The organism is Paraburkholderia unamae (genome assembly GCF_003096875.1).
GTDB classification, from domain to species: Bacteria; Pseudomonadota; Gammaproteobacteria; order Burkholderiales; family Burkholderiaceae; genus Paraburkholderia; species Paraburkholderia unamae.
Genome location: NZ_QEOB01000002.1, coordinates 413,424 through 426,428, shown reverse-complemented (window position 1 = coordinate 426,428; position 13,005 = coordinate 413,424). Strand labels below are relative to the sequence as shown.

Sequence of the window (13,005 nt, the reverse complement as noted above, 5' to 3'; positions counted from 1 at the left end):
GAGCGCGCTGCCGTAAAAACGAGGGGCCGCCATGAGCGGCCCTTCGCGCATTGCCGATGCGCGTTGCACATCGCGCGTCGCGCTCGCTCACGCGGCCCGTGCGTCGCGCGCGAGTCCCGCCATGAGCCCGCTTGCGCGCTGCACCTTCGAGAGCACCGCACGATCGAGCACGGAGCGCCCCTCGGGCAACGCCAGCGTGAGAAACGACCGCGCGCGCGTGATGCCCGTGTAGACGAGCTCGCGCGTGAGGATCGGGCTGTACGTGTCGGGCAGCACGAGCGCGGCGTGCGTGAATTCGGAGCCCTGAGATTTGTGCACGGTGAGCGCGAACACGGTCTCGACGCCCTGCAAGCGGCCAGGCGACACCCACTTCACGCCGCCCGAGCCGTCGCCGGCCGGGAACGCCACACGCAACACGGGCGGTGCGCCCGCAGCCACGGGCAACTCGAGCGCGATGCCGATATCGCCGTTCATGAGCCCGAGTTCGTAGTCGTTGTGGGTGACGAGCACGGGCCGCCCCGCATACCAGTCGCCGCGCGGCTCGATGAGCCCTTCCTCGTGCAGCAGGCGCGCGACGCGCCGGTTCAGCCCTTCGACGCCCCACGGCCCGCGCCGCAGCGCGCACAGCAGTTGAAACGCACCATGCGCCTTCAACACGCCTGCCGCCCAGACCTCCAGCGCTTCGGGCGTCGCGTCGCTCCCGGGGCGCGTGGCTCGCATCGTCTCCAGGTAGTGGCGGTAGCCTTGGCGCTGCGCATGCGTTGCGTCCAGATCGGCCATCTCGCCCACGCGGCCATCGACGATGAGTGCCCGCAACGGGCCGTCGTCGTCCGCGGGACAAACCAGGCGCGCAAGGTCGTCGTAGCCGCGCGCCCAGATCTTCGCGACGCCCACCGCGTCGCCCGCGTTGACGAGTTCCGCCAGCGCGCCGACGCCGCTTTCCGATGCGAAACGATGGCTCTCGCGCAACATCGCGACAGCCTGGTCGAGCGGCAGGCCGTGTGCGTCGAGCATCGCCGGGTCGATGTGCTCGCCGGTGGCCGCTTCGAGCCAGGCGCGCGAGGCCTCCGTGTAATGCCCCTCGCGCGCGCGGTCGCACAGCTCGCCCAGCACCGCGCCCGCCTCGACCGAGGCAAGCTGGTCCTTGTCGCCGAGCAGGATCAGGCGCGCGGTGGGCGGCAGCGCATCGAGCACGGCGGCCATCATTTCGAGGTCGACCATCGAGGCCTCGTCGATCACGAGCACGTCCACGGGCAGCGGATTCGCGGCGTCGTGGCGAAAGCGCCGGCTGCCTGGCCGCGTGCCCAGCACGCGATGCAACGTGGTCACGACGGTGGGAATCGCCGCGCGCAGCGCCGCGCCGTCCACCTGGCTTTGTAGCGCGTCGAACGGCAGCCGCTCAACGGCGCCCGCAATCGATTCGTTCAGGCGTGCCGCCGCCTTGCCGGTGGGCGCGGCCAGCCGGATGCGCAAGGGCCGCGCGGCAGGCGCTGCGCGCCCCGCGCGGCCTAGCGCCAAAGTTTGCAGGAGTGCCAACAATCTCACGACGGTGGTCGTCTTGCCCGTGCCCGGCCCGCCCGTGACGATGCTGAACGCGCTGCGCGCGGCGAGCGCGCAGGCAAGCTTTTGCCAGTCGGCGGAGCGTGCCCCTGGCTTCGCACGCGCGGCTTCGCTGCGCGGCGCGAACAATGCGTCGAGTGCGGCGCGCGCCACGTCCAGCGGCAGCCCGGCTTCGAGCTGCCCGGCGCGCGTGAGGCGACGCTCGATGCCCTCGCGCACGTCCTGCTCGTACTGCCAGTAGCGCCGCAAATAAAGCCGCGTGCCCGCGAGCACGAGCGGCGTGTTGTCCTGCGCCCCCGTCGCCTCCTCGCTCACCAGATCCGGCTCGGCGAGCGCCGCGCGCCATTGCGCGAGCGTGACGCCCGCCAGCACCTCGGCGGGCGGCTGGGCCGGCGCGGCGGCCGGCAGTTGCGGGCCGTCCGGCGGCAAGGAAAGCGCAAACGCCGGATCGTCGAGCGTCGCCTTGAGGTCGAGACACACGTGGCCGCGCCCGAGTTGATGGCTCGCCAGCGCAGCCGCCAGCAGCAGGAGCGGCGGGCAATGCGGCGCTTCGGTCCACAGGAAGCGTGCGAACGCGGCGTCGAGCGTGCGCAGCCAGCCGCGCTCCACCCAGTTGTCGAGCACGTCCAGCATTGGCGCGGCCGAATCGCGCGCACCGTTCTGCTTGACAGGCAAAGGCGAAGGCGAAGGCGAAAGTAAAGGCAAAGTCGAAGGCGACGACGAAGCCGCCGCCTCGCCTTGCGACGGCATCTCCAGGTTTTCGAACAGATCGCCGGTGACGCCCATCGGATCTTTCGTGCGGCGTCTCGTCATGCCACATCCTCCAGCACATCGCGACGCGCGAAGAGCGCGTCGAGTCGTTCGATCAGCTCACGCGGCGGTCGTTCGCAATGCAACCCCTGCCCCGGCGCACGGCCGCCGCGCAGGAACAGGTACACGGCGCCGCCCACGTGGCGGTCGTAGTCGTAATCGGGCAGACGCGCCTTGAGCAGCCGGTGCAGCGCGAACAGATACAGCACGTATTGCAGTTCATAGCGCGAATGCAGGATCTGCGCCCGCATCTTTGCCGCCGTGTACGAGGCGTCGTCGGGGCCCAGCCAGTTCGATTTATAGTCGGCCACGTAATAGCGGCCCTCGTGTTCGAACACGAGGTCGATAAAGCCCTTGAGCATACCGTTGAGCGTGGTGGCGTCGAGCGCGGGGCGCGCCTCGCCGTCCAGTGTGAATGCCGTGACGAGCGCGTCGAGCGCGAGCGTATCGACGGTGTGCGCCGTGACCCAGAACTCCAGCTCCGCCATATACGACCCGAGCGCCGCGAACGCGACCGGCGCGACGGGCTCGCCGTCGATGTCCGGCAAGCGCAGCGGCGTGCGCACGAGTTCGAGCATCCACGCCGTGAGCAGGTCGATCCAGTGCGACCAGCCGCGCACGCTGCAACGGCGCGCGACCATGTCGCGCACGCGCGCCTCATCTTCGGCAATCGCGGCAAAGCCTTCGTCGGCGGCCCATTCCATCAGCTCGTGCAGGAAGCTGCCCGCGTCCGCGCCGCGTTCGAAGCCGTGCATCGGCGCGAGCGCCGGGGCGAGCGGTTCGGCGCCGCGGTCGAAGGCTTCGTCTTCCTCGGGCGGCATGGTCGATTCGAGCAGTTCGAGGAAGACGTCCTCGCCGCGCGTGTCGGGCGCGCTGCGCGCCTCGTCGGCCTCGACGGGCACGCCGGAGCCAATCGAAGCCTCGACCGTCTTCAGGCTCGAATAGCTCGCGACCCACCAGCGCTCGCGTTCGCGCCTCGCGAGGGTGCGCGCCTGGCCGCGCACGGCACCGGTATCGCGCAGCGCCAGCACTTCGCGAGCCGCTTGCGGCGCGGGCGCGACGGCAATGTCCGCGCACGGTCCGCGCAATGCGCCGAGGAATGCTTCGGTTTCCTCAGCAGGCACGGCGCCGCCGCCATTGAGCAGATAACCAAAGGCGCTCGCTTCCACGCCTTGCACCGGCCCATAGCCGATCCACGTGGCGTAGCGCGCACGCGTCAGCGCGACGTAAAGCTTGCGCAGGTCTTCGCCCAGGCGTTCGCGATCGGCCTGGCGCAGCACGCTCGCATCGGCTTCCAGCGTCACGCGCAGCACGCCTTCTTCGTCGTGCCATTTGAACGGCACGTCGTCCGGCTTGACGGCGCGATGCGCGCAGGCAAACGGCAAGAACACCAGCGGATATTCAAGGCCCTTGGACTTGTGGATCGTCACGACCTGCACGAGTCCCGCATCGCTTTCCAGGCGCAACTGGCGCGCGTCGCCCCCGCCGCCCGCGCTTTCGTCCTCGCGCTGTTCATCCAGGTAGCGGATCAGCGCGTGCTCGCCGTCGAGTTGCGTGCTCGCCTGTTGCAGCAGTTCGGCGAGATGCAGCAGGTTCGTGAGCGCGCGCTCGCCGTTCAGCCCCGCGCTCGCCGCTTCGCCAAGCAGGCGCTGCGGCACGTGGAAGTCGTTGAAGAGGCGCCGCAACATGGGCAGCACGCCCTTCTTGCGCCAGCAGTCGCGATACTCGCGGAACTGAAGCACGCGCTTTTCCCACGCGAACTCGTCGCGGCCGAGCAGATCGAGTTCGGCCCAGTCGAGACCGAGCGTCGACGTGGCGAGCGCGGTGCGCACGAGGCGGCCGTCGTCGGGCTCGGCGCAGGCCGCGAGCCAGTAGCGCAGTTCCTCGGCCTGCGGCGTTTGATACACCGAGTCGCGATCCGAGAGATAGACGCTGCGCACGCCGCGCGCGGCGAGCGCTTCGCGTATCGCCTGCGCCTCGCTGCGGTTGTTGACGAGCACCGCCATATGAGCGGGCTGCAACGGCCGCATGCCGCCCTCGCCCTCCAGGGGCATGAAGCCCGCCGCGCCCTCCTGGCCGAGATTGAGCAGGCGCACCATCTCGCTCGCGCAGCTCGCGGCCATGCCCGCGAGGTACGCGCCTTTGCTCAACGGCTTGCCGTCGGCGACGGGCGGCATCCACCAGACGTTCAGCGCCGGCAGCGCCGCACCGGCCGCCACCAGCTTTTCCGGCCGGCCATGCGCGTCGGCGGCGACGAACGGCAGCGCGTTCTCGCGACCGTCAGGGCTGCGAAACAAAAATGCACCGCTGCCCTCCGGGCGCAACTCGGCCGCCTCGAAGCAGCGGTTCACCGCATCGACCATCGCGCGCGTGGAGCGGAAATTCTTCTTGAGCGTGTAGAGCCGCCCCTCGCATGCGCGCCGCGCTTCCAGGTACGTGTAGATATCCGCGCCGCGAAACGCATAGATGGCCTGCTTCGGATCGCCGATCAAGACGATGGCCGTCTCGGTGTCGTGCGCGGCGATACGGTAGACCGCATCGAAGATCGCGTACTGGACCGGGTCGGTGTCCTGGAACTCGTCGATCAGCGCAACCGGGTACTGCTTGCGGATGATCTCCGCGAGGCGCGCGCCGTTCTCGCGCTGCAACGCCGCCCGTAGGCGGGTGAGCAGATCGTCGAAGCCCATTTGCGAGCGGCGCGCCTCTTCTTCCTCGAAACGCCGCGCGATCCAGCGCGCCGCGTGGCACAGCAGGTCCTGCTTCGCCTCGGGCGGCGCAGCCAGCGATTCGCGCAAGGTTTCCATCGCCACGAACGCGGCGTGCGCGGGCAGCTCGCCCTTCGTCCAGATCTCCGCGAGACCTGCTGGCGTGAGGCGCGTCCAGACCGCGGCCTTGTCGTCGAAGCCGGGATGCGCCGATTCGGGGTCGTTGGCCCAGTCGCGCAGCTTGCCGATCCATGTTTCGCAGTGCTTTGAATTGAGCTTCCTCGCGTCGAACTGCTTCGCCGCGCGCGCGTCGCTCAGCAGCGCCTCGACCTGGTCGATCCACACGCGCCACGGCGCTTTCAGCGTTTCGAGCTCGTCCTGCGCGCGCTTGCGCGCGTCGAGCAGCGCCGTCTCGGGCTCGGGCGTTTCCGGCAGCAGGTCGGCATGGGCAAGCAGCCCGCGAATCGCCTGGTGCAAGGCGTCGGGACTCGCGAACCACGCCCGCACCTCGGCCGCGCAACGCGCGTCGAGCGGCGCCATGAAGGTGCGCCAGTAGTCGCGCACCACCTCGGCGCGCAGCTCTGTCTGATCGGTTTCCAGCGTCTGCGAAAAGAGGCTGTCGCTGTCGAACGCGTGTTCGCTCAGCATGCGGTTGCACCAGCCGTGGATCGTCGAGACCGCGGCCTCGTCCATCCACTCGGCCGCGAGTTGCAGGCGGCGCGCGCAGCCGGGCCACTGCTCCGGCGCGTAATCCTCGCGCAAATCGTGCAGCAGGTCTTCGCCAGGCGCGCGGTCGGGCACGTCTTCGAACTCGACGCGAAAGCATTCGGCGGCTTCGATCAGGCGCGCGCGTATGCGCTCGCGCAACTCCTTCGTCGCGGCGTCCGTGAAGGTCACGACCAGGATTTCGGGCGGCGTGAGCGCGCGCCCGGCCGTGCGCGCCTCATCGCCAACATCGGCTTCGTCGCTCGCCGGGTTCAGCGCGCCGTGGCCGAGCACGAGGCGCACGTACAGCATCGCGATCGTAAAGGTCTTGCCGGTGCCCGCGCTCGCTTCGATCAGGCGGCTGCCATACAGCGGAAAGCGCAGCGGGTCCAGCACTTCGGCGTCGAGGTCCTCGCGCAGGTTCATGCAGTGTCTCCAGCCTCGCCCGAGGCGCGTTTGGCACGCGACGAGGCAAGCGGCGCGCGCGCGACCGGCAGCAGCAGTGTCGTGGCGAACGTGATGAAGTCGTCGTGCGCGGCGAGCGCTTCGAAGTCGGGGAACGCGCGGCGCAAATAGGCGTTCGTGTCGCGCTCGCCGGGCGTGCGGCCGTTGCCCTCGTAGGCCGCAAGACCCGCTTCCCACGCTTCGGCGGGCACCGTGGCGCGCGCGCCGTCAAAGGCGTCAGGCAGCTTGCGCAGCCACGCGAACGCGGTCTTGACCGCGAGCGGCAGCGGCCGGCGCGCGCCGTCGTCCCACGCGGCGAGCAATGCGAGCAGGTAAGCGCGCGCGACCTGTGCGTCGAGCGGCGCGAACTCCGCCACGCCCACCTTGCTCACGATCACCGTGGTGACGGGGCCGGCGGCAAGTTGCGCGGCCACATGCGCGACCCAATACGGCACGAGACGGTCGCCCCGATAGCGGCTGTCCTTCACGAGCGTGCCCGGCTCCAGAATCACGCGGCCGAGCGCGCCGTCCGGGCCCGAGCGCAGGTCGTCGAGCCAGTCGTCGAGCGAAACCAGGCGGCCGTCGCGCGTCGCATCGAGACGAATTTCGTATTGATGTTCGAGCGGCTCGGGCCAGCGCGCGAGCGCCTTGCGATATTCGGCGAACAGCTCGGGCATGGGCGCAAGCAGTTCCTCGCCAATCACTTCGCCGAAGCCGCCCGTCGCGAGGTCGCCGCTGCGATGCATGCGTTCGAGGCGCGCGAGCGCCACCGGTTCGAGGTCGTCCTCGCCGCGCTCCATCGCCAGCACCTGCGCGCGAATCAGTTCGCCCTGCAACTGCCAGGCCTGCAACGCATCCACTTCGAACGGCTCGTGATTTTCGCTGGCCGCGTCCGCGCTTTCGAACGCCACACGCAGGCGCTGCCGGAAAAAGCCGCGCACGGGCTCGCGCAGGAACTCGCCCAGCTCGCGGATCGTCAACGGCTCGTCGCGCTCGGCGGGCGCCAATGCCGCGGCGCGCGCGCCGTCCGTTGGCGGCGGCGCGGGCCGCCCCCACTCGTGCGCATAGGTGTACAGCAGCGCCTCATCGGGGCGCGCCGGGAAATAGTCCGGACTGAACGGCTGCAAGCGATGCTCGATGGTCAATGCATGAAGCAGCGCTTCGCCACCGCCTTCTTCCTCGCCTTCGAGCCGCCAGCCGGCCTTGAGGTGGTCGCGCAACTGCCCCACCAGCACCGAGGGCGGGCGCGGCGTGTTGTCGGTCACGCTGCGCCCGACCCACGAAACGTGCAGATGGTCGCGCGCCGAGAGCAGCGCTTCGAGAAACAGATAGCGGTCGTCTTCGCGGCGCGAGCGGTCGCCGGGGCGATAGTCGCGGCGCATGAGGTCGAAGTCGAGCGGCGTGCGGCTGCGCGGATAATCGCCGTCGTTCATGCCGAGCAGGCACACGCGCCGGAAGGGAATCGCGCGCATCGGCATGAGCGTGGCGAAGGTCACGGCGCCCGCGAAAAAGCGCTGCGAAAGACCGCCGCCTTCGAGCACCGCGAGCCAGTTCTCCGCGACGATGGCGAGCGGCAAGGACTGCGTGAGCGCGGCCTCGTCGCAGGCCTCGCGCCAGGTTTCGAGCGCGCCGTCGAGGCGGTCGAGCGTGTAGGCGTCCTCGCCGTCGTCGGCCGCAAAGAAAGTGGCCTTCAGCGCGCGCAGGCGCTCGCACCACACCTCGACCGTGGCCGGTTCGCGCAGCGTGCGCCACGCGTGGTCGAGCGCATCCACGAGCCGCGTGAGCGGACCGAGCAGCGCCGCGTCGAGCCCGCCAATCTCGCTGTACGGTTCGATGCCGCGCCATGCGCCCGCGCGCTCGCCCGCCGCGTAGCCGAGCAACATGCGCCGCAAACCGAACGCCCAGCTATTGGGCGCGCTCAGTTCGTCGGCCTGGGGCAGGCCCAGGCTCGCGCGCTGGCCCGCGTGCAGGCCCCAGCGAATGTTCGCACCGTCGATCCAGTTGCGCAGCGTGGGCACGTCCTCCTCGTCGATGCCAAAGCGCGTGCGCACGGCAGGGACTTCGAGCAGGTCGAGCACGTCGCTCACGGTCACGCGCGAATACGGCAGCGCGAGCAGCATCTCCAGCGCGCCGATGAGTGGATCGAACGCGCGCTGCGCGCGGTCCGCGACGCTGAACGGAATGCTGCGCGGGTCGTCGCCGTCGAGCAGGCCGAACACGGCCTGGATATGCGGCGCGTAGACCTCGATGTCGGGCACCATCACGATCACGTCACGCGGGCGCAAGGTGGGGTCCGCGGCGAACGCGGCAAGCAGACGATCGTGCAGGATCTCCACTTCGCGCTGCGCGCTATGCGCGATATGAAAGCGGATCGACTCGTCCTCGCGCGGGTCCACGGGCTCCCAGTGCTCGCGCGTCTCGCCAAGCGGGCGCAGGTCGCGAATATCGTCCTGCAACTGCTGGAGCAGCGTGAACGCCTCGTCGCCCTCGAACAGGTCGATGCGCTGGCCAATGCGCGTGAAATGCGGCGTATAGCTCTCGCGCGCCTCGTCGCTATCGTATTCGTCGAGCAGGCCGATGAAGTCGCGCCCCTGCTTGCCCCACGCCGCGAGCAGCGGCTGCGCATGCAGATGCAACTGCGCCTCGTCGAGTTGCGCGGGCGATCCCGCGCGGCGGCGCTGGCGCGCATGGCGCGCGCGCAGCAGGTCCTGGTCGGCGACGATGTCGGCCCAGTAGTGCATGCAGGGGTTGTGCACGCACATGAGCACCTGGCTCCAGCGTGCGAGCGCGGCGAGCACCTCGACCGACTGGCGCGGCAGGCTCGAAATGCCGAATACCACGAGGCGGCGCGGCAACCCTTTGGGGCGCGCATCGCCCTCCTGCCACGCCTGGGCGCGCTGCATGAACGCCTCGTGCACGGCGGCGCGGCCCGTGTCGCGCAGGTCGATGCCGTCGCTCGCCTGCGCGCCCACGTCCGCGAGCAGCGCGCGCCAGAGCGCCGCCTGCCAGCGCGCCTCGTCGGGCAGCGGCACGCGGGCGTTGCGCGCATCGATCAGCACATCCTCATGCTCGGCCCAGGCGGCGAGCCAGTCGGCGCGATAGACCTGGTACTGGTCGAGCAGGTCGGCCACGCGCTGCGCGAGCTGGAAGCACTTGCGCTGGTCCTCGTCGTTGGCCATGAAGCGCCTGAGCGGCTCGTATTCGCTGCCCGGCTCGTCGAGCAGCGCGGGCAGCATGCGCATGAGACGCCAGACGAGGCGCGACTTGTCGAACGGCGACACCGCGGGCACCGCCTCGTTGCCGAGCACCGCGCGATACGCCTGCCACAGGAAGCGCGACGGCAGCGACATTTCGAACGCCGCTGCGATGCCGCAGCCGCCCTCCTCGGGATCGGCCGCGAACGCCAGCTTGAGCCATTGCGCGATGCCGTTGCTCTGCACGAGGAACATTTCCTTTTCGAGCGGCGCGATCGGATTCTGGCCGATCCACTGCACGATCAGGTCGCGCATGCGTTCGGGCTGATTGCCGTGAACGAGCATCAGCCCCGGGGGCAGTTCGCGCGCGCTCAAGCGAGGCTCCGGCGCGCGGCGCGCGGGCGGTGGGCGGATTGGGCGAGAAAGCGGAAGAGAAGGATTGCGGCCATGTCGCCAGTTCGAGTGTCGTGCCGATACGAAAGGTGCGGGCGGCATTGCGCCCGCACGAGGCGACAGTTTACGACAATCGGGGCGGCGGCGAGCGACGGATTCACGCGCGCGCCGAGGCTCCGTCGCGCGCTCAAGGACGAGCGGTTTGCCTCAACCCAGGCGCGCCCCCGTTGCCGGGTCGAAGACATGCAGTCGCGCGGGCGGCAACTGCACGGCAAGCCGTTCGCCGGGCGCGGGGCGCGTTTCGTGCGGCAGGCGCACCACCACGTCGGCGCTGCCCCAGCGGCCGTGCGCAAGGTTGTCGGCGCCCAGCAGTTCGCAGGTTTCGACTTCCAGCGTCGCCGCCGCGACGTCGCCCGCCGGCGCCGCGCCGCGCGCGTACATGTGCTCGGGCCGCACGCCCAGCACACACTCCGCGCCCTTCGGCAGCCACGCCGGCGGCTCGGCCAGCGGCAGATGCGGGCCGTTGCCCGCTGTTTCGAAGCGGCGGCCGTCGTCGCTCACGCGCCCGCGCAGCAGGTTCATGGCGGGCGAGCCGATAAAACTCGCCACGAACATCGTGGCCGGCCGATCGTAGACTTCGCCGGGCGTGCCGATCTGCTCGGCGCGCCCGCCGTTGAGCACCATCACGCGCTGCGCAAGCGTCATCGCCTCGATCTGGTCGTGCGTGACATACAGGCTCGTGGTGCGCAGGCGTGCATGCAGACGCTGGATTTCCAGGCGCATCTGCACGCGCAGCTTCGCGTCGAGATTCGAAAGCGGTTCGTCGAACAGGAACACGGAGGGCTCGCGCACGATCGCGCGCCCCATCGCCACGCGCTGCCGCTGGCCGCCCGACAGTTCGCGCGGCTTGCGCTCCAGCAGCTTGCCCAGTTCCAGAATATCGGCGGCGGCGCTCACGCGCGCGTCGATCGTCTTGCTGTCGAGCCCTTGCAGCTTGAGGCTGTAGCCCATGTTGCGCGCCACCGTCATGTGCGGATACAGCGCGTAGTTCTGGAACACCATCGCGATATCGCGATCCTTGGGCTCCACGCGGTTGACCACTTTCCCGCCGATGGCGATCTCGCCCGACGTGATGGTTTCGAGCCCCGCCACCATGCGCAGCAGCGTGGACTTCCCGCAGCCCGACGGGCCCACGAGCACCATGAACTCGCCGTCCTGCACCTGCACGTCGATGCCGTGCAACACCGGATGCGCGCCGTCGTACGACTTCGTCACACCGCTTATGCTCAATGCCGCCATGCCGTCTCCCGAAGCGCGCATGCGGCCCGGTTCGCCGCACGCGCCGCCTGTTTATCCGTATCGATCATCGTTGCGCGCGCATCCATCTTCACTTTTCCACATCCACGAGCCCGCGCACGAACCAGCGCTGCATGGCCAGCACCACCACGAGCGGCGGCAGCATGGCGATCATCGTCGCGCACATCACGAGATGCCATTGCGTGGCGGCGTCGCCGCTCGAAATCATGCTCTTGATGCCGACCACGGCCGTGGTCATCGAGGCCGTGCTCGACATGAGAATCGGCCACAAATACTGGTTCCAGCCGTAGATGAACGTGATGACGAACAGCGAAGCGATGTTGGTCTTCGAAAGCGGCAACACGACGTCCCAGAAGAACCGCAGCGGCCCCGCGCCGTCGATGCGCGCCGCCTCGATCAGCTCGTTGGGCAATGTGAGGAAGAACTGGCGGAACAGGAACGTGGCCGTGGCCGAGGCGATGAGCGGCAGCGTGAGGCCCGCATACGTGTTGGTGAGGTGCAGCGTGGCCGCGACCTGCACGGTCGGGAAGATGCGCACTTCCACGGGCAGCATGAGCGTCACGAAGATCAGCCAGAACGCGAAGCGCCGGAACGGAAAGCGGAAGAACACGATCGCATAGGCCGAGATGATGGAGATGGCGATCTTGCCCACCGAAATCACCAGCGCCGTGATCACGCTGTTCATCAGCATCGTGCTGAACGGGCTCGCGGCGCTGCCCGTGCCCGCGTGCCACACGGTGGCCATGTTGGCGAAGAGGTGCGTGCCCGGCACGAGCGAGAGCGGCACCGTGAAGACTTCCTTCTCGTTCATCGTGGCCGCGCAAAACGCCACGTACACGGGAAAGGCCACCACCGCCACGCCGAGCAGCAGCATGACGTGGCAGAACAGGTTGAAGTATTTGCGGTTCTCGACCATCAGTACTGCACCCGTCGCTCGATGAAGCGGAACTGGAAGATCGTGAGCGCGGTGACGATCAGCATCAGCACGACCGACTGCGCGCCCGAGCTGCCGATGTCGAGGCCGCGAAAGCCTTCGTCGAAGATCTTGTAGACGAGCGTGCGCGTGGCCTGGCCAGGGCCGCCGCCGGTCGCGGCGTCGATCACGGGGAAGGTGTCGAACAGCGCATAGACCACGTTCACCACGAGCAGAAAGAAGCTCGTGGGCGACAGCAGCGGAAACGCGATGCCGAAAAAGCGCCGCACGGGCCCCGCGCCGTCGATGGCGGCGGCTTCGAACAGCGACTGCGGAATCGACTGAAGCCCGGCGTAAAAGAACAGAAAGTTGTAGCTGATCTGCTGCCATACCGAGGCGATCACGACGAGCGTCATGGCCTGGCCGGGATTGAGCGCGTGATTCCAGACCACGCCGAAGCGCGCGAGCGCGTAAGTCACGAGGCCTATGCTCGGGTTGAACAGAAAGCCCCACAGCACGGCCGCAATGACGGGCGCGACCGCATACGGCCAGATGAGAAACGTTTGATAGAAGCGCTTGCCGCGCGTCACGTGGTGCGCCATGGCCGCGAGCAGCAGCGAGATGGCGAGGCCGCCGAACGTCACGAGCGCGGTGAAAACGAGCGTGGTCTTGACCGAGTCCAGATAGAGCGGGTCGCGGGCGAGCCGCGTGAAGTTGGCGAGGCCGACGAACACGGACGACGTGCCGAAGGCATCTTCGGCCTGGGTGGACTGCAACAGCGCCACCCCGGCGGGCCATAGGAAGAAGATCACGGTCACCGCGAGTTGCGGGCCGACGAGCAGATAAGGCAGCAGGCTCGCCCCAAAGCGGGAGCGTTGTTCCATTGCGTCACTCTCCTCGAGTCACGGCGCTCGTCTTGATGCGAACGCCGGGTGGCGCGGCTGGCTCTATCGAATTGAGCCGT

6 protein-coding genes are annotated in these 13,005 nt (G+C 68.9%); all 6 read right to left on the bottom strand.

Going from position 1 to position 13,005, the window contains the following annotated elements:
* Window positions 1-87: 87 nt before the first annotated feature.
* A complete protein-coding gene (gene recD, locus C7402_RS05895) occupies window positions 88-2,373 on the bottom strand; it encodes an exodeoxyribonuclease V subunit alpha (protein ID WP_244314750.1) in 2,286 nt (761 codons plus the stop codon).
* Window positions 2,370-6,206: an exodeoxyribonuclease V subunit beta gene (gene recB, locus C7402_RS05890; protein ID WP_116609945.1), complete on the bottom strand. Its 3,837-nt coding sequence runs from the start codon at window positions 6,204-6,206 to the stop codon at window positions 2,370-2,372. The genes recD and recB overlap by 4 nt, the downstream gene beginning before the upstream one ends.
* On the bottom strand, window positions 6,203-9,793 hold the full coding sequence (gene recC / locus C7402_RS05885; protein ID WP_244314749.1) for an exodeoxyribonuclease V subunit gamma: 3,591 nt from the start codon (window positions 9,791-9,793) through the stop codon (window positions 6,203-6,205). The genes recB and recC overlap by 4 nt, the downstream gene beginning before the upstream one ends.
* Before the next feature lie 225 nt (window positions 9,794-10,018).
* The gene (locus tag C7402_RS05880; RefSeq protein WP_116609944.1) at window positions 10,019-11,110 is read right to left on the bottom strand and encodes a sn-glycerol-3-phosphate import ATP-binding protein UgpC; all 1,092 of its coding nucleotides are present in this window, start codon (window positions 11,108-11,110) and stop codon (window positions 10,019-10,021) included.
* 88 nt (window positions 11,111-11,198) lie between these two features.
* On the bottom strand, window positions 11,199-12,044 hold the full coding sequence (gene ugpE, locus C7402_RS05875) for a sn-glycerol-3-phosphate ABC transporter permease UgpE (RefSeq protein WP_112169387.1): 846 nt from the start codon (window positions 12,042-12,044) through the stop codon (window positions 11,199-11,201).
* On the bottom strand, window positions 12,044-12,925 hold the full coding sequence (gene ugpA, locus C7402_RS05870) for a sn-glycerol-3-phosphate ABC transporter permease UgpA (RefSeq protein WP_116609943.1): 882 nt from the start codon (window positions 12,923-12,925) through the stop codon (window positions 12,044-12,046). Before ugpA ends, ugpE begins: the two co-directional genes overlap by 1 nt.
* Window positions 12,926-13,005 lie beyond the last annotated feature (80 nt).

Coding starts and splice junctions, on each gene's coding strand:
- C7402_RS05880 (WP_116609944.1), bottom strand. CDS start 11,110: ATGGCGGCATTGAGCATAAGCGGTGTGACGAAGTCGTACGACGGCGCG.
- recB (WP_116609945.1), bottom strand. CDS start 6,206: ATGAACCTGCGCGAGGACCTCGACGCCGAAGTGCTGGACCCGCTGCGC.
- recD (WP_244314750.1), bottom strand. CDS start 2,373: ATGACGAGACGCCGCACGAAAGATCCGATGGGCGTCACCGGCGATCTG.
- ugpE (WP_112169387.1), bottom strand. CDS start 12,044: ATGGTCGAGAACCGCAAATACTTCAACCTGTTCTGCCACGTCATGCTG.
- ugpA (WP_116609943.1), bottom strand. CDS start 12,925: ATGGAACAACGCTCCCGCTTTGGGGCGAGCCTGCTGCCTTATCTGCTC.